The following is a 20,158-nucleotide window of genomic DNA, read 5'->3' as shown; positions in this document are numbered from 1 at the left end:
GCTCAGGCCTCCCCGATCTCGGGGTTGGGATTGCGCAGGCGCGCCTGGTAGGTCGTCCGCGGCCGGGTGTTCAATTCCTCCAGGACGCCGTAGTCTAGCGGGCTCGCTTTGCGCCGGTTGACCCAACTGTCCGCGTCGTTCAGGTCGCCGAAGACGATCGCCTCGGTCGGGCAGGCCTGCTGGCAGGCGGTGCGGATCTCGCCGTCGCGGATCGGCCGCTGCTCCCGGTCCGCCTCGATCCGGGTCTTGCGGATGCGCTGGATGCAGTAGGTGCATTTCTCCATCACGCCGCGCGCCCGCACCGTGACGTCCGTGTTCCACGACATGGCAAGCCGGGGATCGTCGTGGGAATAGTCGAAGTAGTTGAACCGCCGGACCTTGTAGGGGCAGTTGTTGGAGCAGAAGCGGGTGCCGACGCACCGGTTGTAGACCATCACGTTCAGGCCGTCGGTATCGTGGACCGTCGCCGACACGGGGCAGACCACCTCGCAGGGCGCGTGCTCGCAATGCATGCACGGCATCGGCTGGAAGAAGGTCTCCTCCGGCGCATCCGGCTCGCCGCTGTACCAGCTATCGACCCTTATCCAGTGCATCTGGCGGTTCCGCAGCACCTCCTCCTTGCCGACGATCGCGATGTTGTTCTCCGCCTGGCAGGCCGTGTTGCACGCGTTGCAGCCGATGCAGGAATTCAGGTTGATCGCCATCGCCCAGGCGTTCCGGTCGTACTCGTAGGGCGGATAGAGCGATTCCTCCGGCCCGGGCCGCTGCGCGAAATCAGGATCTTCCAGGAACTCCTCCAGCGTCGCCGCGCGCACCGCGTCGTGGGACTCGATCATCTGGTGGTTCTGGGTCGAGGCGAGCGGATGGGTTTCCTGCGTGGGCCGCAGTTCCAGCCCCGCGAACTGCCAGGGCGACGCCAGCGGTCGCATCCTGAAGGCATCGAAGCCGACATTGCTGCCGACCCGTCCGGCGACGCGCCGGCCGAAGCCGAAGGGCAGGGTGACGCAGTCCGGCACTTGGCCCGGCAGGATCCAGACCGGCGCCCGCACCTGGCCCGCCGATGTCGTCAGCTCGACCACCTGCCCGTTGGCGAGGCCGAGCCTGCGCGCCGTCACCGGGGAGACCAGGGCCGCGTTGTCCCAGGTCAGCTTGGTGTGGGGACGCGGCAGTTCCTGGAGCCAGCCGTTGTTGGCGTGCCGGCCGTCGCGCAGCCACGGATCGGGGCGGAACAGAGCCGTCAGCGTGCCCTCCGCCGGCGGCTCGGGCGGGGCGGGCAGCCGACCGGCGAGGCCGGGGACGACCCGGACCCGGATCGGGGGGGCGGCGGTATCCGCGACGATCCCGGTCCGCACGCTTTCCTCCCAGAAGGCGTCGAAGTCCTGAACGCCGCGGCCGTTTGCCCATTCCCGCCAGGACTCCCGCAGGATCGAATAGGCATCGGGGCGCGGTTCGCCACCCGATACCGCGAGCAGTTCGAGCGCCGACCAGCCGTTCCACAGCGGCCGGAGCTGCGGCTGGAGAAGGGTGACGGTGCCGTCGAAGGCTTGCGCATCGCTCCACCGCTCGAACTCATGCGCTTCCGGCACATGCCAGGTGCAGAGGGCGGCCGTCTCGTCCACATGGGTGCCGAGATGAACGGACAGCGGCACCTTCGAGAGGGCTTCCCCAAAGCCGAGGTCGGCCGGTGCCGTGAAGACGGGATTGGCGCCAAGGATCAGCAGGGTATCGACCGCGCCCGCGGCCATGTCGGCCGCCAGGTCGGCGATCGACTCCGAGGGATCGACCGGCTCGGCCTCCACCGGGTCGATATGGGTCACGGTGTTGCCTGGAGCGTCCAGCACCTCGTTGATCGCATGGACCAGGGCATGGACCGATGCCGGCTGCGCGGGACCGGCATGCACCAGAGCGGCGCCGCGGTGGCCGGCGAGGTCACGGGCGATTGGCGCCACCCAGCCGGGGCCGCCGCGCCATTCCGCCGGCCCGATCCCGAGTTCCGCCGCCAGTGCCCGCATGGCCGTCTCGATCTCGTCCGGGCGGGCGACGAAGCGGTGGTCGGCCCGCGAACCGGCCAGGGTCGGCACGCTTTCCACGGCGTAGAGCCGGTTCATACCAGCCGGATCGCCTTCCTCCGGCGCCCGTCGGCGCCGGGCGAAATCGCGGGCGTAGCGCAGATGGCCGGGCGCGCCGTCCAGGAAATCGCTTTCGACCGCCAGGATCACGTCCGCCCGATCGACATGGAGGATGGTATCGACCCGCCGGTCGAAGGCCAGCAGCGCGCCGGCCCCGGCATTGCCGGGAGCCTCGGCCTCCCACCGGTGCCAGCGCAGTTCGGGGAAGCGACGGCGCAGCCCGTCGATCCGGGCCGCCAGCGTCGGCGAGGTCACGCTTCCGGTGAGGATGCGCAGGCCACGGCCCCCGCGTGCCGCGAGATCGAAGGAGCGCGTCGCCAGGGCCGTGACGAAGGCATCCGCCCCGGCGAGATGCCCCCGGGTCCGCACCGCCTGGGAGCGATCCGGGTCGTAGAGGTCGAGGATGCTGGCCTGGATGATGCTGTCGGTGGCGCCGAGGCTGGCCGGATGATCGGGATTGCCCTCCACCTTCAGCGGCCGGCCCATCTGATGGGTCAGCAGCACGCCGTCGGCATAGCCACCGCGCGTGACCGCAGTGGCGTAGGTCCGCGCCACGCCGGGGACGAGCCCCTCCGGCATCTCGACGTAAGGCACCGCCTCGTCGGCGCCGCCGGCCGGCCCGCAGGCCGTCAGGCCGCCGAGCGCGAAGGAGGCGCCCATCAGCTCCAGGAACCGCCGACGGCCGAGCTTCACTTCGTTCAGGGCCGGCAGTCCCGGAAACTCCCGCTGGAGCATCGCCGCGACCGCCGGCTCCGCCGCCAGCTCGTCGAGGCTGCGCCACAGCTCGCGGCCCCGCTTGCCTTCCAGGCGGCGCGCCAAGTCGGCGCGGACGTCGTCGGCGCGGGTCTCGTCGTTCATCGGTGGCATACGGAACAGTCCGACAGGGTGGCGGGGTGGATGTCGTAGGCGGCCAGGAGCTGTTCTCCCGTGGGAGTATCCGGCGTCGGCTTCCAGTCGGTGTCGAATACCTCCTCGCGCGGGCGGAGGTTGGGGGCGGGATCGCGGTGGCAGTCCAGGCACCAGCCCATGGACAGGCTGGCCGCCTGCCAGGTCAGCGGCATCCGGTCGATCTGCCCATGGCAGGTGGTGCAGCCGACACCCTTGGCGACATGGATGCTATGGTTGAAGAAGACGTAGTCGGGCAGGTCATAAACGCGGTTCCAGCGGATCGGCTCCCCCTCCGCCAAGCTCTGCCGGACCGGGGCAAGCACCTCGGCGTTGGTCCAGAGCTGCGAGTGGCAGGTCATGCAGGTGTGCGTCGGGGGCATCCCCGCGTTGGCCGAGACCTCGACCGAGGTGTGGCAATATCGGCAATCGAGGCCGAGGCCGCCGACATGGTGCTCGTGGCTGAAGGGGACCGGCTGAGGCCGCACGAAACCGACGCGGGTGTAATAATCGATGCTGGGAAATACCCAGCCGCCGACGAAAAGCGTCAGCAGGCCGGCGGCCGCACCCAGCAGGACGAGCTTGGTGATCAGGTTCGCTTTTGGACCGAAGACCGCTGCCATCGCTCAGCGGCGGTCCGGGCGTGTCGGCTTGTCCAAGGTGACCCGCGGAAGGGCGGAGGCGGCATCGGTTTGCATGTGATCTCTCGACAGCGGGCCGGGTGATGCTGTTCGGGAAACCGGCGAGTGGTGCATTGGTGCCGGCCGATCGCGAAATTTAATGGTCGCGAAAGGTCGGCTTCGACACGGCCCCTGTTGCATTGCCCCGGTGAAGGTCTAACTGGCAGGGATTGCCTTGCTGGTCATGCCGACACCCCGGCCCGCGGCGGGCGCGCCGCCAGCGTCACGCCGATCACGATGACGGCGATCGCGACGCCCTCGATGGGCGTCGGGATCTCTCCCAGGACGGGAATGGCTATCAAGGATGCCATCACCGGGACCAATGCTACGATCGCGGTGGCCGCTCCCGAGCCGAGGAGGGAGACCGCCCTGTTGAAGGTCACGATGGCGACCGCGCTCATCAGCACGCCCTGATAGACGGACTGGACCAAGACCTCCTGGAACGGGGCGCTACCGAGGCGGGCGAGGTCGAACGCCAGGTAGGCCGGCAGGAACAGGACGGCCGACCAGAAACAGATCAGCGCCGCCGCCTGGATCGGGGCGAGACCGCTCCGCCGGAACCGCATCGTGTAGAGCGCCCACATGGCCGATGCCAGAAGCAGGCAGGCGAACCCCGCCGGGCTGGGAGACGCTCCGGAAAGCGATGCGCCGACGGTCAGTCCGACGAGACCGGCGATGATCGCGGCATATCCCGCGAGACGGCCCCGGCCGGGCCGCTCCCGCAGGGCCAGCCACGCGATCGCTCCGGAGAACACGGGCATCATGGTCGGGGTGACGGACGAGGCCTGGGCGGCGGAGGTGAGCTGGAGCCCCATCGCGACGAGCAGGACGAAGGGCGCTCCCCAGAGCGCCGAGAACAGCAGCCCTTCGGTCCAGGCGCCCTTCGGCAGCCGGCCGGTCCGGCCAAGCAGGACGGGCAGCAGGATCAGCGTGCCGATCCCGAACCGGAGCGCGGTGATGTCCCAGACGCGCAGTTCGCGGGTCACGCCGAACCGGGTCACGACGAACCAGCCGGCGAAAATGGTCACCGTGACCGCGGCCCAGGCAAATCCACTCAGGACAATCCGGAGGTTCCGCTCCCGCGGCGTCAAGGCCCGCCGTCCCCGGCCCCCGGGGTCAGACGCCGGTGCCGTCCGGCGACGGTTGGGTGATCATGTGGTTTCATGCTGTCGCTTCGGATCGCCATGCTGCTCGCGTCTCGCCCCACAATGCTCCGGCACCGGCGGCATGGCAACCTTGCGGGTCTCCTGAACCGGATCGCGCCAGCTCCGGCCCCGGAGATTTACGCCTTCATCCGGTTCGGAACCGCCAGGTCCTGCGCTTCGTGAAGACGCTGGTAAAGGCCGCCGGCCCGGATCAGGCTTTCGTGCGCTCCCTCCGCGGCGATACCGCCGCCATTGATGACGACGATCCGGTCGGCGTCGCGGATGGTCGCCAGGCGGTGGGCGATGATCAGGGACGTGCGGCCGCGGGCCAACTCCTGGAGGGACGCCTGGATCGCCCGTTCGGTCTCGGTATCCAGGGCGGATGTCGCCTCGTCGAGGATCAGGATCGGGGGATTCTTCAGGAAGATCCGGGCGATCGCGACGCGCTGCTTCTGTCCGCCCGAAAGCTTCACGCCGCGTTCGCCGACGATCGTGTCCAGGCCTTCGGGACAATCGGCGACCAATCCGTCCAGCCGGGCTCGATGGGCGGCCTCCAGGATCTCGTTTTCCGTCGCGTCCAGCCTGCCATAGGCGATGTTGTCGCGCAGGGTCCCGGCGAACAGGAAGACGTCCTGCTGCACGATGCCGATCTGCTGGCGCAGGGACGCCAGCGTCAGGTCGCGGATATCATGGCCGTCGATCGTGATCCGTCCCCGGTTCACCTCGTAGAATCGCGGCAGGAGCGACAGCAGGGTGGTCTTGCCCGCCCCGGAAGGTCCGACGAACGCGACGGTTTCGCCGGCACGGACCGAGAGCGACACGCCGTCGAGGACCGGCCTCGCCGGATCATAGCCGAAGCGCACGCCCTCGAAGGCGACGGCGCCCTTGAACGCCGGTGCCGCGACGGCGCCGGGGCGGTCGGTGATCTCGGGCTCGGTGGCCAGAAATTCCTGGTAGCGGCGGAACCCGGCTATTCCCTTCGGGTAGTTCTCGATCACCGCCGCGATCCGCTCCAGCGGCTGGTAGAAGACGTTGATCAGCAGCAGGAAGCCCACGAACTCGCCGATGCTCAGGCTCCCGGCATGGACGAACCAGGTCCCGGCGACCAGCACCACGACCTGGACCAGCCGCATGCCCAGATAGTTCAGTCCCAGGCTATAGGCCATGATGCGGTAGCCGTTGAGCTTGGCCTGCCTGTACTGGGCGTTGTCCTTGGCGAACATCGCCCGTTCGTGGGCCTCGTTGGCGAAGGCCCGGACGACCCGAGCCCCGCCGACCACTTCCTCGATCCTGGCGTTGAACGCGCCGACGCGGTCGAACTGCGCATGCCAGTTGGCCGTCATGTCCTTTCCGAACCGCAGCACGATCACCATGACCACCGGAACGATCAGGAGCGTGATCAGGGCCAGCTGAACATGCACCGTCATCATCAGCGCCAATGCTCCCAGGAAGGTCATGACGGCGATGAACAGGTCCTCCGGCCCGTGGTGGGCCAGTTCGCCGATCTCTTCCAGATCCTTGGTCAGCCGCGCGACGAGGTGCCCGGTCTTGTTCTGGTCGAAGAAGCGCAGCGGCAGCCGTTGCAGGTGGTCGAAGGCGCGGCGGCGCATCTCGGTCTCGATGCTGATGCCCAGCACGTGGCCCCAATAGGTCACGACGGCGATCAGGCCCGTGTTCACCAGGTAGACCGCCAGCAGGCCGACGCTCGCCAGCAGGATCAGTTCCCAGTCGCCTTCGGGCAGCAGGTGGTCCACATAGGCGGTCACCGCGAAGGGAAAGCCCAGCGAGAGCAGGCCGGACAGGATCGCCCCGCCGAAATCCACCAGGAACAGCCTCCGGTGCGGGCGGTAATAGCTAAAGAAGTCCTTCAACACCATGGGGCCCCAAGAATTCTGCCGGACACGGCCACGAACAGGGCAGCCGCGGAATGCGGCTCCCATCCTAAGACGTTCGACGTTCCGCAACCTCCGAAATCAACTTCGCTTTTCCCGTCATCGCCGGCCGCGCCGCCTGCCTGATCAATCCCGCTCGGCGCGGGAGATCGCATCGAGGAAATGGCCCATCGCCAGCTTCATGTCGTTGAACACGGTCCCCTGCGATATCCTGAGATGGTCGGCGATCTTCGGATAGGACCAGCCCTCGACCCGGTTGAGGACCCAGACCTTGCGGGCGCGTTCGGGAAGCGTCGCGAACGCGCCCTTGAACTTGTCCAGGCGCTCGCGGTGGAGCAGATGGTCCTCCGCCGACGGGCTGTCCGACGCGATCTCCATCGCATCGAACGTTTCGGGTGGGCTGATCTCGAAGCGCTCCCTAGTCCTCCGCCGCCGCAGGTGATCGAGCGCCAGGTTCTGGACGGTACGGTGCAGGAAGGCGCCCACATTGTCGATCGGGCCGTTCTCCGCCGCCTTGTGAGCCCGCAGGTAACTTTCCTGAAGCACGTCCTCCGCGGTATGGAGGTTGCGGACGACCCTCATGGCCCGCCCGAGAAGCGAGTGGCGATGATCAAGATAGATTGCGTTCAAACTGGCGGGCATGGTCAGCCTTGTCATGCTGCGCAGGCGCGCCCTTCGCGTCGCGAAAGGAGGTTCGCCTGCCTGGACCGGGACGGGTCGTTCCCGGGGTTTCTGGAGATCATTGCCGCGAAGGCTTGCCAGAATCGGCGGACTACTGCAACTGATAATTATTCGCATTTGTGGAGGGCCAGGACCGGCGGACCGCTCAAAGAATCTTCTTCGCATAATGTGTTGTGCGCCTCCGGAGGCGTCTAAGTTATATACATATCCGGAAATGGAACGGTGGATGACCCGAGTGGAGCAGAGAGACGCGGACCGTCCGGGCGACGCTGGGAATTTCCGGCATCCCGATCCGGTCACGGATGCGGCGCTTTCCTGGTTCGTGGCGCTTCAGGACGGAACGGCCGATCCGGAGACGCTGGCGGCCTACCGGGAGTGGCGCCGCAGCGACCCGCGCCACGGCGCCGCGTTCGACCTCGTCGCCGAAGTCGGCGCCATGCCGGAGCTTCGGGCCGCGACCGTCGCGGGCGCGCGGGCTTCCGGGCCGCGGCCCCGTCCGCCAGCCAATATGCCGCACCGGCTGCGGTGGATGTCGCTGGCCGCCGCGTCGGTATTCCTCTTGGCCGGACTGCCGCTGCTGCCCGCCGCCATGCTGCGCTGGAACGCGGACTACCTGACCGAGGCGGGCGACCGGCGCGAACTTTCGCTGCCGGACGGCTCCACGATGGTGCTGGACGCCGCCTCCGCCGTGGCGCTGGATTTCGGCGACGGGCGGCGGAACGTCCGCTTGCTCCGGGGGGAAGCGTTCTTCGACGTGGTCCCGGACCGGGCGAGGCCGTTCCGGGTGGCCGCCGGCTTCAGCACGGTCGAGGTGACCGGAACGGCCTTCGCCGTGCAGTCCAACGGCGCGGAGGACGAGATCTTCCTGGAGGAGGGACGGATCACCGTCGGCCGGCTTGATGACGCCGGGCCGGCCCTGACGCTGGCGCCCGGCGAGCGGGTGACCGCCACGGCCCAGGGCCTGTCCGCCGCGGTTCGGGTCAGGCCGGACGTGGCGCTCGCCTGGCGCGAGGGGCGCTATGTCTTCCATGAACAGCCGTTCGGAAAAGTCATCGACAACCTGCGCCGTTACTACGCCGGGACGATCCTGGTCCTCGATCACGGGATCGACGGCGAACTGGTGAGCGGCAGCTACCGGCTGGACGATCCGGTCGGCGCGCTCCGGTCCCTTGCCGGGATCGCGGGAGCGAGCGTGACCGTCCTGCCGGGCGGCATCGTCATCCTGGCGTGAAAATTTTTTGTGAGACCCGCCGGCTCCGAACGTCTGGCTGGATGGGGAGGTTCTCAGCCGAGAGCGGACGCTCCCCGACGCCAGCAGACGACGGGAGTTGTGGGGAATGTATTGCCGGACGGGTGTGACACCGGGAACTTCGACGCGCATAAACAAGACGGCCGCCCGGCATTTGATCCTGGCCCTTATGGCATCGACGGCCCTCGGGGGTGCCCTGGGGCTCCCCGCGCCGGCCTCGGCCCAGCAGGCGGCACAGTCCGGCGCCGCCGACCAGCCGGTCGCCTTCTCGATCCCGGCCCAGCCGCTGCAAGCCGCGCTGGACGGCTTCATCCGCCAGACCGGCTGGCAGATCGGCTATTCCAGCGCCCTGGCGGACGGCCGGACCTCCCGAGCCGTCACCGGCGCCATGCCGCCCGCCCAGGCCCTGGAAACCCTGCTGGCCGGGACCGGCGTCGGCTTTCGCATGACCGGACCGGCGACCGCTTCGCTCGTGGCGACCCAGGCACAGACCGGCGCCGGAGCGACCCCCGCCCCGGCGGGAACCCTGATGCTGGACCCGGTCACCGTTTCCGGCTCCGGTACCGGCTGGGGCGTCGGCCGGACGACCATCACGTCGGCGGACCTGGAACGCAGGAACCCCACGAGTATCCGGGAAGTCTTCGCCGGGGAGCCCCGGATCCGGGTCGGCAGCTCCGTGCCCATGTCGCAGAAGGTCTATGTCAACGGCGTGGAGGAGACCAATCTCGCCGTCAGCATCGACGGCAGCCGCCAGAACAACAAGGTCTTCCACCATAACGGCACGACGCTGATCGATCCCAGCTTCCTGAAGGTCGTGCGGGTCGATGCCGGCGTGGCGCCGGCGGATGCGGGTCCGGGCGCGTTGGCCGGCTCCATCGCCTACGAGACGAAGGACGCGCGCGACTTCCTGTCGGGCGACGGCGTCGGCGCCTTCGTCAAGTCCATCTTCAACACCAACGGCCCGGTGCTGACCACCAGCCTGGCCGGCTATGGCCTCCACGAGGGATACGAGGCCCTCGGCTACGTCACCTACGGCAAGGGCGGCAAGTTCGAGGCGGGCAACGGCGACGAGGTGGCCGGAACCGGGACCGACATCCTGAGCGGCCTCGCCAAGGCCGCCGTGGAGAGCGACGGGGGCAACCGCTTCCAGCTGAGCTACGAGCGGGTCTACGACGACGCGACCCGGCCGTTCCGGGCGAACATCGGCGGGATCTCCGGCCGGCCGCCCTGGGAGCCGCGGGTGCGCGACTATACCCTCGACCGGCAGAACGTGGTGTTCACCTACAGCGACACCCTGCCGATGGACCTGTGGAACCCGAAGCTGGTCCTGGCCTATGGCCGCACCGACGTTGAAACGCCGATCTTCTTCCGTCCCGTGCCGCCCAGTACCGTTCCGGCCAGCATCCCGGGCACCGGCAAGACCGAATCCCTGAACGGCAAGGCCGAGAACGTCTTCTCGTTCGGGCTGGGGACGATCACGGCCGGCGTGGATTTCTACCGCGACGAAGGTACTTACGAGGACGAGACCTTCAAGGCCACGGAAAAGGCGGACAATGTCGGTCTCTACGCCCAGGCCCGGATCGAGCCGTGGGAGCGCCTGCGCCTGTCCTTCGGGCTGCGCGGCGACCGGCAGAAGTTCGAGGGAACCACCGGCGAGGACTGGACCAACTCCGGCGTCAGTCACAACGCCTCGGGCGAGTTCGACCTGATCCCGGAGTTCCTGACGGCCAGGGCCGGATACTCCCACGCCTGGGCGGGCATCCCGCTGGCCGAGAACTTCATCATGAATTCGGCCTGGGACTACGGCTCCGGGCCGGAGCCTGTGACCTCGGACAACGTGACCGCCGGCCTGGAAGCCCGCTACCGCGGCTTCACGGTCGACGGCACCGTCTTCCGGACCAGGATCGACGATGCGCGCGCGGCGAGGTTCTCCGCGGCCAGCGCCAACCTCGCGCGCGACGTGGAATCGGACGGCTATGAAATCGGCGCCGGCTATTCCTGGAACGACGGGTTCGTGCGGGTCGCTTACGCCGATATCGACGTGACCATCGACGGGCAGCCGGCGGATTCCGATACCGGAACCTATCTCGCCACCCCGGTGGGGCAGATCGTCACCCTGGGCGGCTCCCAGGCCGTCACGGACTGGAACATGACTTTCGGCGCGGATGTCGAGATCGTGCTGGACTACGACGACGTCCAGGCGGGCCAGCAGCCGCTCGAAGGCTACGAGGTCTTCAACATATTCGCGGAATACCGGCCGGCGCAATATTCGAACCTCACCTTGAGGGCCGACGTCCGCAACCTGTTCGACGCCACCTATGCCGACCGCGCGACCTACGGGCAGGAGTTCGGGACGGTGACGCCGCTCTATCAGCCGGGCCGGTCTTTCCTGATCACCGCGACCGCGCAGTTCTGACCCCGCGGTGCCTCAGCGGCCCTTGTCGTGCCATCGCCAGGATTGGCAAAACATGCCTTCAACTCAGCAGATCGCCGAGCAAGCCACCTTCCAGAGTTTCGCCAACTGCTACTGGCGGGAGATCGATGCCGGCCGGTCGGCCCGGCACGCCGTCCCGGACGGGGCGGCGGTAGACTGCGTCGAATGGACCCTGCCTTCCCAGAGCGCGGTCCTGCGCGGCGAGATCGTCACCCGCTCGCTGTGCGGACCGAGCTGTTTCGGCCGGCTCTGGACCCGGCCGCTGGCGGACGGCGGCTGGCGGCAGGTGGAGCCTTTCTCCGCCCTGTGCGCCCTGGCGCGGGAAAGCTACGGGCGGGTTCCGGCGGACGGGGCGCCCGATCTCCGGGACAGCGAACTGGAGTTCCTGCTTCGCGTCCTCCAGAGCTACCAGTCGGTCCGCTGCTATCTCGACGCGAACCGGCGCAGTCCCGCCGCCGGGGACGATTTCATCGCCGCTGCGGACGATTTCATCGCCGCTGCGGACGATTTCATCGCCGCGGAGCAATCGCTGGTCTTCGGCCATTGGCTTCACCCGACGCCCAAGAGCGTCCAGGGCATGACCCCCTGGCAGCAGCCGCACTATGCCCCCGAACTGCACGGGCGGTTCCGCCTGCAGCTTTTCGCCGTCGCGGCGGACCATGTCAGCCATCGGTCGGCCTTCCGGCGCACCGCCCCGGAGATGATCGCCGAGGCGCTGGGCGCCGATGCCGGGCGTTTCGACCTCGCTGACGGCGAGCAGATCATTCCCATGCATCCGCTCCAGGCGGAAGCGCTCCTGCTCGATCCCGCCGTCCGGGCCCTCCAGGCGCGGGGCGTGCTTCGGGCGCTGGGGCAGGGCGGACCGTGCTTCACGGCGACGTCGTCCGTCCGTACGGTCTACAGCCCGGACAGCCCCTGGATGCTGAAGTTCTCGCTGCCGGTCCGGATCACCAACTCCGTGCGCGTCAACCGGCGGCACGAGCTTGAAGCCGGCGTGATCATGGCGAAGCTGATCGGGTCCATCGGACCCGCGCTTGGGCAGGGCCTCCGCTTCCTGCTCGACCCGGCCTACATCACGCTGGAGGCGCCGGGCGGCGGCGAGAGCGGGTTCGAGGTGATCATCCGGGAGAATCCTTTCTCGGGCGGCCGGCGGAACGGGGTCGTCGCCATCGCGGCGCTGACCGCCGACCCGCTGCCGGGACAGGTCTCGCGGCTGGAGCGGCTGGTCCGGCGCGTCGCGGCGGCGCACGGCTGGCGGCTGGAGGAAGCGTGCCGCCGCTGGTTCGACCGATATCTCGCCTGCGCGCTGGATCCCCTCGTGCGGCTCTACGACGAGCACGGCATCGCGTTGGAAGCCCATCAGCAGAACGGCCTCCTGGATATCGGGGAGGGGTTGCCGACCCGCTTCCACTACCGCGACAACCAGGGATTCTACCTGTGCAATTCCTATCGGGAGTCGTTGAGGCGCCATGCGCCGGAGGCCGACAATCTGCCGTCGCTCTATTACGACGAGGACGAGATCAACCGGCGCTTCTCCTACTACGCGATCGTCAACCAGGTCTTCTCCGTCATCGCCCGCATGGGCAAGGACGGCCTGACCGGCGAGGAGGAACTGCTGGGCATCCTGCGCGGGCGCCTGGAGTCCCTGGCGCCGCAGATGAGGCGTGCGGGGCGGTCCTTCATCGGCGGCCTGCTGGACAGCCCGACGATCGGGGCGAAGTTCAACCTCACGGCCCGGCTGCTCAACATAGACGAGCTTCAGACGGCGAACGAGGCGGCGCTCTACGCGCACCTGCCCAATCCCCTGTGCCGGCTCCCGGTCGAAGGCCCCGGAAGGGAACGCCATGCCCTTGCCCCGTGACCTGCCCGGCCAAGCCGACGAACGGGTCCTGAGGCAGCTCGTCGCCGCCCTCCTGTTCGAACGGGTCCTGGAGGCCCGATCCGCCGAGGTGGACGGGGGGCCCGGGTTCGAGTGGGTCTCGGGCGGCGTGCGGTTCCGCTGCGAAGGCACCGCCGGCCCGTTCGGGCGGCTGCGGATCGTCCCGGGATCGGTCCGGATGCGGGTGCCGGGCGGGCAGTGGGAACCGGCCGACCCCCGCCCGCTGGTCGAAGGGCTGGCGACTCCCGCCGCGCACAAGGTCTCGCTGCTGGAGGAACTGGACCGCACCGTCGCCCTCTGCCGGTGGAACGACGCCAACCTGTCCCGGCGGACACGGCGGGACATGTCGTTCGCCGACCTGGAAGGGGCGCTGGAGGAAGGCCACCCTTACCATCCCTGCTTCAAGGCCCGCCTCGGCTTCGATGAGGAGGATCACGCCGCCTATGGGCCGGAGGCGGGACGCGGCTTCCAGCTCTTCTGGCTGCTGGTCGAGAGGTCGCATCTCCATCAGGACCTGGGCGGCGACGAGGAGGCGTTCTGGCGCGCCGAACTGGGCGGCAAGGTCTGGGAAGAGCTGGATGCGCGCCGTGCCGCCGCCGGCAGGAGCGCCGACCGCTACGGTTTCCTGCCGGTCCATCCCTGGCAGTGGAGCGCTCTCCGCGACCGAGAGCTGGCAAGCTGGCTGGCCGACGGGCGCGCTTGTCCCCTGGGGCCGCTGGGCGACCGGTACCGCGCCAGCCAGTCGGTCCGGACGGTGATGAACGTCGACGATCCCCGCAAGGCGGACATCAAGCTGGCGATGAACATCGTCAACACGGCCTCGCGCCGGATCATCGTGCCCCATTCGGTCTGCACCGGGCCGGCGATCGCCCGCTGGCTGACCGGCGTCGTGGAGTCCGATCCGTTCTTCCGGGAGGACTGCCCGCTCACCCTGCGGACGGAATATGCCGGGATCATCGCCGACCGGGACGGGCCGCTGGCCGGGCAACTGGCCGCGCTGTGGCGCCGCAGCGTCGTCGAGGCCTTGCGGGACGGCGAGGCGGCGATTCCCTTCAACATGCTGATGCTCGTGGAAACCGACGGCAGGCCCTTCGTCGCGGATTGGGTCGAGAGCTTCGGTCTCCTTCCCTGGCTCGACCGGCTCCTTGAGATCGCCGTCCTGCCGGTCTGGCACCTCCTGGTCTGCCACGGCATCGCCGTCGAGGCGCACGGCCAGAACATGGTCCTGGTCCACCGGAATGGCTGGCCGGAGCGGCTGGTTCTGCGCGACTTCCACGAGAGCGTGGAATACGTGCCCGAGTTCCTGAAGGACAGGGAAGCCGTGCCGGACTTTCCCGATCTGGATCCCGTCTACCGCGGCGCTCCCCCCGATCGGTACTACTGGTCGGATCGGGTGGATGCCCTGCGGGAACTGGTGATGGACACCCTGTTCATCTACAACCTGACCGAAGTTTCCCATCTCCTGAACCTTCATTACTGCCTGCCCGAACCGGTGTTCTGGCGGAAGGTCCATGACTGCCTGGAGCGCTACGCCCGGCGGCAGGGCCTTGAGGAGCGCCACAGGCGGATCGGGCACGCGGCGCGGGAAATTCTGACCGAGTCCCTGATGAGAGGAAAACTGCTCAATGCAACGGAAGAACTTCACCACCCGGTCCCGAACGTCTTCGCGGATAATCGGGGCTGAAGGGACGGGGACCCTTCCGAGCGGCCGAGGTACCGCATGATCCGGATCGACGACACGTTTCACAGCCGCGCCGGGATCGAGGATCTGGCGGCGCGGTTCGCGGAACGGGCCGGCCTTTCCGGCCGCCCCGGCGTCCGCTACGCCGCCTGCTTCAGCGACACGGTCGACTGGCTGGGCCTCTTCTTCGCAGTCCGCGCCGCCGGCGGCAGCCTGCTGCCGCTCCATCCCAGCACGCCGCCCGCGGCGGCGCGGCGCATGGCGCGCGAAGGCGGCTGCCGTTTCCTGTTCCTGGACGGCATGACGCCGGAGGAGATCGCGCCCGAGGCGGACGCCGGGGACACCGGCCAGCTCGTCCAGATGAGTTCGGGGACCACCGGCGCCCCCAAATACATCGCCCGGAGCTGGGCCGACATCGACCGGGAGATCGAGAGCTATGTCGGCCACTTCCGCGAGCCGGAGGGAATGACGCCGGTGATCGCGTGCCCGACGACCCATTCCTACGGGCTGATCTGCGGGCTCCTGGTCGGGCTTCGGCGGGGAGCGGAGCCTCTGGTCCTGAATACCGGGAACCCGAAATACATCCTGAGGAAGCTGGCCGAGACGGAACGGCCCTTGCTCTACTCGTCCCCCGTCATCCTCCAGGCGCTGGCGAAGCTTCTGCCGGACGGCGAGAAGATCCACGCGGCGATGACATCCGGCACCCTGCTTCCCGATCCCTGGTTCGAGCGGATCCGCCTCAAGACCCGGCACCTGTACCAGCAATATGGTTGCTCGGAAGCCGGCTGCATCGCCGTCAATCCCGACATGGCGGCCTCCGGCGACATGGGGATGCCGCTGCCGCACCACCGGCTGCGAACGGGAGCCGGTCCCGACGCCCCGGAGGAGATCGTCGTGGAGGGGCCGGAAGGCGACATCCACACCCGCGACCTGGGGTACCGGAGGCCGGACGGCATGCTGGTCTTCGTCTCCCGGCTGGACGACACGATCAACGTCTCGGGCCTGAACGTCTATCCCAAGGATGTCGAGGACGTGGTGATGGCGCTGCCCGGCGTCACCGATGCCGTGGCCTTCCGCAAGGCCGACCCGTTCGCCGGGGAACGGGTCGCGCTGGTCTTCAGCGCCACCGAACCCGTCCCCCACCGGTCCATCCGGGCCTGGTGCCGGGATCACCTGGCCGCCCACCAGCAGCCGACCGAGATCCTCCAGGCCGAGTCCCTGCCGCGCATGGCGAACGGCAAGATCAGCCGGCGGCAGGTGGCGGAGTCCTATGGGGCAAGCTCCGACGGGGCGGGGGCCGGCCGATGAGACGGGACGATGTCGTCGAGGCGATCCGCACCGTCCTGCGGGACCATCTCCGGAACCGGCACCTGCACCTGTTCGGCCCCGAGGCCCGGCTGAACGAGGACCTTTACCTCGATTCCATCCTGATGCTGGAGGTCTTCCTTCAGCTGGAGCTGTCGTTCGGCCTGTCCGTGCCGGACCATGTCATGACCTCGCGGGAACTGGCTACCGTCGCGGATCTCGCCGGCCTGTTCGCCGAGGGGGAAGCCGCCCCGCCGGCCGCGCCGGAGCCCCCGCCGGGAAGCGTCCACGGCGAGGAGTATGTGGACATCAAGGTCCATTGCTTCGTCAGTTCCGTCTGCGACGCCGTGAAGCGGACGCCGGGCATCGACCACAGGCCGTTCTATTTCGGGGTCTGGGATGCCGACTTCGCGGTCGGCGACGGCACGCCGGGCAGGGAGTGGACGCTGCTCTATCACGCGCCGTCGATCAGCCACGACTTCTTCCGCCACTGGTTCAGGCGCCTGTACGGGCCGGAGGTCCGGGAATGGTATGACAGGACCAGGAGCAAGGCGGAGAACCTGGAGACCCTGCTGGACCTGGTCGAGACCCGGCCCGACACGCTGAGCGTCATGGCGATGGTGGACCTGCATCACCTGCCGGAACGCGAGAACAAGTTCAACCAGAATCCCTTTCCCCATTACCTGATGCTGGAGACGTCTGCCGATCCGGAAGCCTTCTTCGTCTCCGACCCGGATTTCCGCTGGGAAGGCGAAATCGCGAAGGACAAGATCGTCAACGCCTTCCTCCAGCCGACGGTGGCCGGCGGCTTCGCCTTCGACCGCGCGGACATCCATCCTCCGGCGGCGGCGGACCTGAAGGCCTATTTCGAAGCCTGCTTCCATCCCGACGCCAACCCCCTGACCGCCGCCGTCCGCCGGATCGTGGCGGGCCATTTGGCGGGCCATCCTTCGGAAATGGGCGGCCGCACCCCGGCGGACCTGGTGACGGCCCTGCGGGAGTTGCCGGTCATATCGATCCGGAAATACGCCTACGAGCACGGGTTCGCGTTCTTCTGGCGCGCCCTCGGCCTGCCCGACGAAACCTTCCTGGTCCATTGCGACGAGATCGAGGAGCTGATCCAGGGCTTCAAGGCGCTGCACTACGCGGTCCTCCGGCTGGCCGAGACGGGCGACACCGGCCTTGCCGGCGACATCTTCGAACGGCTGGACCGGCTGGACGAGCTTGAGTTCGGGATCAAGGCGAGCCTGGGCGCCGTGTTCCGGTCCTGGTGCGCGGCGAACGGACTTCGCTGCGATCATCACCTGCGCGATGCCGAGGTGGCCCGATGAAGATATCCCTCTGCACCATCACCTTCCGCCACCACCTGCTGTCGCTGGAGGATCTGGCGGTCTGGGCTCGGGCCAACGGTTTCCAGGGCATCGAGCTGTGGGGCGCCCATGCCCGCAACATGGCGAACGACCCGGCCCGCGACGCCGAATGGCTCGCCGGGTACGGCCTGTCGGTCCCGATGCTGAGCGACTATCTGCCGCTCGACGGGGACGTCGGCGACCTGATGCGCAAGACCGCCGACCTTTGCCGCCTGGCCCAGCGCTGGCGGGCGGGGAAGATCCGCACCTTCGCCGGCGGGACCGGAAGCCGGGAGACGCCGCCGGCCCGGCAGGCCTTCATCGCGGACAGGCTGCGCATGATCTGTGGGTACGCCGCGGACCACGGCCTGTCCCTGCTGGTCGAGACCCATCCCGGAACGCTGGCCGACAGCTTGGCGGCGACGCGCGCCCTGATCCGGGCGGTGGACCATCCAGCGTTGAAGATCAATTTCGACGTGCTGCATGTCTGGGAAGGCGGCGACGATCCGATCGAGGCGCGCCGCCACCTGCTTCCCCATATCGGCCACTACCACCTGAAGAACATCCGCTCGCGGGCGGACCTCGCGGTGTTCGAGCCGGCCAACGTCTATGCCGCGGCGGGGCGGCGCGACGGGATGGTGCCGCTGTTCGACGGCATGGTCGATTACCGCGCCTTCCTGGCCGAACTGTCCACCGATCCCGGAGCGGAAGCCTCGCTCGAATGGTTCGGCAACGATTGCCACGAGACCCTGCGTCGAGACCGCCTGGCGATCGGCGAAGGCCGCCGGCCCCGCAGGGCGGAAGCGATCCCGCCGGCCCGGCGGCCGGCCCCGCCGGACCGTTTCGCCAGGGTCACGGCCGAGGAGGGCCGGCCTTAACGGTCGATCTCCCCGAACACGATGTCTATGGAGCCGATGATCGCCACGGCGTCGGCCAGCATGTGCCCCTTGGACATGGCATCGATCGCCTGGAGATGGGCGAAGCCGGTTCCGCGGATCTTGCAGCGGTACGGCTTGTATGTCCCGTCCGCGATCAGGAACACGCCGAACTCGCCCTTGGGCGACTCCGTCGCCGTGTAGGTTTCCCCGGCGGGAACGTGGAAGCCCTCGGTGTAGAGCTTGAAGTGGTGGATGAGCGCTTCCATGGAGCGCTTCATCTCGCCCCGGCGCGGCGGCGAGACCTTGTGGTCCTGGATCCGCACCGGCCCGTCCGGCAGTTCCTTCAGGCACTGCCGGATGATCCGGTTGCTCTGCCGCATCTCGTCCATGCGCACCAGGTAGCGGGCGTAGCAATCGCCCGTGAGCCCGACCGGAATGTCGAAATCCATCCGGTCGTAGACGTCGTAGGGCTCGGCCTTGCGCAGGTCCCACGGCACCCCGGAGGCACGCAGGCAGGGGCCGGTGAATCCCCAGTCGAGCGCCTGGGCCTCGCTGACGATGCCGATGTCCACCGTGCGCTGCTTGAAGATCCTGTTCTCGGTCAGCAGGCTTTCCAGGTCGTCCATGAATTTCGGGAACTGCTCGGTATAGGCCCAGATGTCGTCGGCCAGTCCCGCCGGCAGGTCCAGGTTGACGCCGCCGGGCCGGAAGTAATTGGCATGGAGCCGGGCGCCGGAGACGCGCTCGTAGAACCCCATCAGTTCCTCGCGCTGCTCGAAGCCCCAGAGCGACGGGGTGATGGCGCCGACGTCGAGCGCGTAGGTGGTGATGTTCAGCAGGTGGTTCAGGATGCGGGTGATCTCCGCGAACATCACCCGGATGTACTGGGCCCGCGGCGGCGCCTGGATGCGCAGCAGCTTCTCGATGGCGAGCACGTAGGTGTGCTCCATGCACATCGGGGAGACGTAGTCGAGCCTGTCGAAATAGGGAATGGACTGGAGATAGGTCTTGTACTCGATGAACTTCTCGGTCCCGCGATGAAGCAGGCCGATATGAGGGTCGCAGCGCTCGACGACCTCGCCGTCCATCTCCATGATGAGGCGCAGGACGCCGTGGGCCGCCGGATGCTGCGGCCCGAGATTCATGGTGTAGGTCTTGATCTTGCCGGGCTCGGCGGCGTTGGTCGCGGTCTGGACGGCCATCACTTGTTGCTCCCCGGCTGGTCCCGGCCTGTCGGCGCCTCGGCCTTCTCGTCCCCGGCCAGCATGACGTTGGTCATGCCCTCCCAGGGGCTGAGGAAGTCGAAGGTGCGGAAATCCTGCTGCAGCTTCACGGGCTCGTAGATCACCCGCTTCTGTTCGTCGTCGTAGCGCATCTCGACATAGCCGGTCAGGGGGAAGTCCTTCCGCATGGGATGGCCCTCGAACCCGTAGTCGGTCAGGATCCGGCGCAGATCCGGATGGTCGGAGAAGAACACGCCGAACAGGTCCCAGACCTCCCGCTCGAACCAGTTGGCGACGGTATAGACGCCGGTGATCGAGGGGACCGGCGAGTCCTCGTCGGTGCTCAGCTTTATCCTGATGCGCTGGTTGTGCCGCAGGCTGATCAGATTGTAGATCACGTCGAACCGTTCGGCGCGCTGGGGATAGTCGGCGGCGGTGATGTCCATCATCTGCTGGAACTGGCACATGGTGTCGTCGCGCAGGAACGTCATCACCTTGACGGTGTCCTTCCGATCGATCCGGAGGACCAGTTCGTTCAGGAGAACCTCCGCCGACCGGACGGTGCCGGGCAGGCTGGCCTGGATGTGGTCTCCGAGCTTCTGAAGCGCTTCCGTATTCATCGCAAGTGTCCTTTCCCGCGTCGGCTTCGGTCGAGCCGACGCGGGCCACAAACAGTCCGCCGGGAAGGTCGTCCCCGGACCCTTCTGGTAGGTACCCTTTGGGCAGGGGGTGGCCGGTCAGGGGCCGG

Annotated in this window: 14 protein-coding genes; 7 read left to right on the top strand and 7 right to left on the bottom strand. The window is 68.1% G+C overall.

The genetic code is table 11. From position 1 onward, the window contains the following. Positions 1–2 precede the first annotated feature (2 nt). The 5 genes from JL100_RS15625 to JL100_RS15605 form a co-directional block, all read right to left on the bottom strand. Complete coding sequence (locus tag JL100_RS15625; RefSeq protein WP_202681420.1) at positions 3–2,996, bottom strand: TAT-variant-translocated molybdopterin oxidoreductase; 2,994 nt, start codon at positions 2,994–2,996, stop codon at positions 3–5. Beyond that, complete coding sequence (locus JL100_RS15620; protein ID WP_202681421.1) at positions 2,984–3,637, bottom strand: cytochrome c3 family protein; 654 nt, start codon at positions 3,635–3,637, stop codon at positions 2,984–2,986. Before JL100_RS15620 ends, JL100_RS15625 begins: the two co-directional genes overlap by 13 nt. Before the next feature lie 239 nt (positions 3,638–3,876). After that, entirely contained in the window at positions 3,877–4,722 is an 846-nt protein-coding gene (locus tag JL100_RS15615; RefSeq protein WP_407696854.1) for a DMT family transporter, read from the bottom strand. A gap of 254 nt (positions 4,723–4,976) precedes the next feature. Continuing rightward, positions 4,977–6,716, bottom strand: coding sequence for an ABC transporter ATP-binding protein (locus JL100_RS15610; RefSeq protein WP_202681426.1), 1,740 nt, complete (start codon positions 6,714–6,716; stop codon positions 4,977–4,979). A gap of 141 nt (positions 6,717–6,857) precedes the next feature. Then, complete coding sequence (locus JL100_RS15605) at positions 6,858–7,373, bottom strand: RNA polymerase sigma factor (protein ID WP_202681428.1); 516 nt, start codon at positions 7,371–7,373, stop codon at positions 6,858–6,860. Between the two features lie 274 nt (positions 7,374–7,647). Here JL100_RS15605 and JL100_RS15600 point away from each other — a divergent pair, with 274 nt between their 5' ends. The 7 genes from JL100_RS15600 to JL100_RS15570 all read left to right on the top strand — a co-directional run bounded on the left by JL100_RS15600 (position 7,648) and on the right by JL100_RS15570 (position 18,187). Further along, positions 7,648–8,643 carry a FecR family protein gene (locus JL100_RS15600; protein WP_228420733.1) on the top strand — a complete coding sequence of 332 codons (996 nt, stop codon included), beginning with the start codon at positions 7,648–7,650 and terminating at the stop codon, positions 8,641–8,643. Positions 8,644–8,830: 187 nt separating this feature from the next. Then, positions 8,831–11,077: a TonB-dependent receptor gene (locus JL100_RS15595; protein ID WP_202681432.1), complete on the top strand. Its 2,247-nt coding sequence runs from the start codon at positions 8,831–8,833 to the stop codon at positions 11,075–11,077. A gap of 52 nt (positions 11,078–11,129) precedes the next feature. Further along, on the top strand, positions 11,130–12,956 hold the full coding sequence (locus JL100_RS15590) for an IucA/IucC family protein (RefSeq protein ID WP_202681434.1): 1,827 nt from the start codon (positions 11,130–11,132) through the stop codon (positions 12,954–12,956). Continuing rightward, positions 12,940–14,658 (top strand): IucA/IucC family protein, encoded by a 1,719-nt coding sequence (locus JL100_RS15585; protein WP_202681436.1) that lies wholly within the window; start codon positions 12,940–12,942, stop codon positions 14,656–14,658. Before JL100_RS15590 ends, JL100_RS15585 begins: the two co-directional genes overlap by 17 nt. 36 nt (positions 14,659–14,694) lie before the next feature. Beyond that, positions 14,695–15,963, top strand: coding sequence for an AMP-binding protein (locus JL100_RS15580; RefSeq protein WP_202681438.1), 1,269 nt, complete (start codon positions 14,695–14,697; stop codon positions 15,961–15,963). Beyond that, a complete protein-coding gene (locus JL100_RS15575) occupies positions 15,960–17,291 on the top strand; it encodes a DUF6005 family protein (RefSeq protein WP_202681440.1) in 1,332 nt (443 codons plus the stop codon). Before JL100_RS15580 ends, JL100_RS15575 begins: the two co-directional genes overlap by 4 nt. Beyond that, entirely contained in the window at positions 17,288–18,187 is a 900-nt protein-coding gene (locus tag JL100_RS15570) for a sugar phosphate isomerase/epimerase family protein (protein WP_202681441.1), read from the top strand. Before JL100_RS15575 ends, JL100_RS15570 begins: the two co-directional genes overlap by 4 nt. Here JL100_RS15570 and JL100_RS15565 read toward each other — a convergent pair. Continuing rightward, entirely contained in the window at positions 18,184–19,389 is a 1,206-nt protein-coding gene (locus JL100_RS15565) for an NADH-quinone oxidoreductase subunit D (protein ID WP_202681442.1), read from the bottom strand. The two genes, JL100_RS15570 and JL100_RS15565, sit on opposite strands and share 4 nt — an antisense overlap. Next, complete coding sequence (locus JL100_RS15560; RefSeq protein ID WP_202681443.1) at positions 19,389–20,030, bottom strand: NADH-quinone oxidoreductase subunit C; 642 nt, start codon at positions 20,028–20,030, stop codon at positions 19,389–19,391. Before JL100_RS15560 ends, JL100_RS15565 begins: the two co-directional genes overlap by 1 nt. Between the last annotated feature and the right edge of the window lie 128 nt (positions 20,031–20,158).

This window comes from Skermanella mucosa (genome assembly GCF_016765655.2).
In the GTDB taxonomy this organism is placed as follows: Bacteria; Pseudomonadota; Alphaproteobacteria; order Azospirillales; family Azospirillaceae; genus Skermanella; species Skermanella mucosa.
This window is presented reverse-complemented; position numbering and strand designations above follow the sequence as displayed.

Bases quoted from the DNA above. Each gene is read 5' to 3' on its own strand.
- JL100_RS15620 (WP_202681421.1), bottom strand. From the start codon at position 3,637: ATGGCAGCGGTCTTCGGTCCAAAAGCGAACCTGATCACCAAGCTCGTC.
- JL100_RS15575 (WP_202681440.1), top strand. From the start codon at position 15,960: ATGAGACGGGACGATGTCGTCGAGGCGATCCGCACCGTCCTGCGGGAC.
- JL100_RS15560 (WP_202681443.1), bottom strand. From the start codon at position 20,030: ATGAATACGGAAGCGCTTCAGAAGCTCGGAGACCACATCCAGGCCAGC.
- JL100_RS15565 (WP_202681442.1), bottom strand. From the start codon at position 19,389: ATGGCCGTCCAGACCGCGACCAACGCCGCCGAGCCCGGCAAGATCAAG.
- JL100_RS15590 (WP_202681434.1), top strand. From the start codon at position 11,130: ATGCCTTCAACTCAGCAGATCGCCGAGCAAGCCACCTTCCAGAGTTTC.
- JL100_RS15570 (WP_202681441.1), top strand. From the start codon at position 17,288: ATGAAGATATCCCTCTGCACCATCACCTTCCGCCACCACCTGCTGTCG.
- JL100_RS15585 (WP_202681436.1), top strand. From the start codon at position 12,940: ATGCCCTTGCCCCGTGACCTGCCCGGCCAAGCCGACGAACGGGTCCTG.
- JL100_RS15605 (WP_202681428.1), bottom strand. From the start codon at position 7,373: ATGCCCGCCAGTTTGAACGCAATCTATCTTGATCATCGCCACTCGCTT.
- JL100_RS15580 (WP_202681438.1), top strand. From the start codon at position 14,695: ATGATCCGGATCGACGACACGTTTCACAGCCGCGCCGGGATCGAGGAT.
- JL100_RS15625 (WP_202681420.1), bottom strand. From the start codon at position 2,996: ATGCCACCGATGAACGACGAGACCCGCGCCGACGACGTCCGCGCCGAC.
- JL100_RS15595 (WP_202681432.1), top strand. From the start codon at position 8,831: ATGGCATCGACGGCCCTCGGGGGTGCCCTGGGGCTCCCCGCGCCGGCC.
- JL100_RS15610 (WP_202681426.1), bottom strand. From the start codon at position 6,716: ATGGTGTTGAAGGACTTCTTTAGCTATTACCGCCCGCACCGGAGGCTG.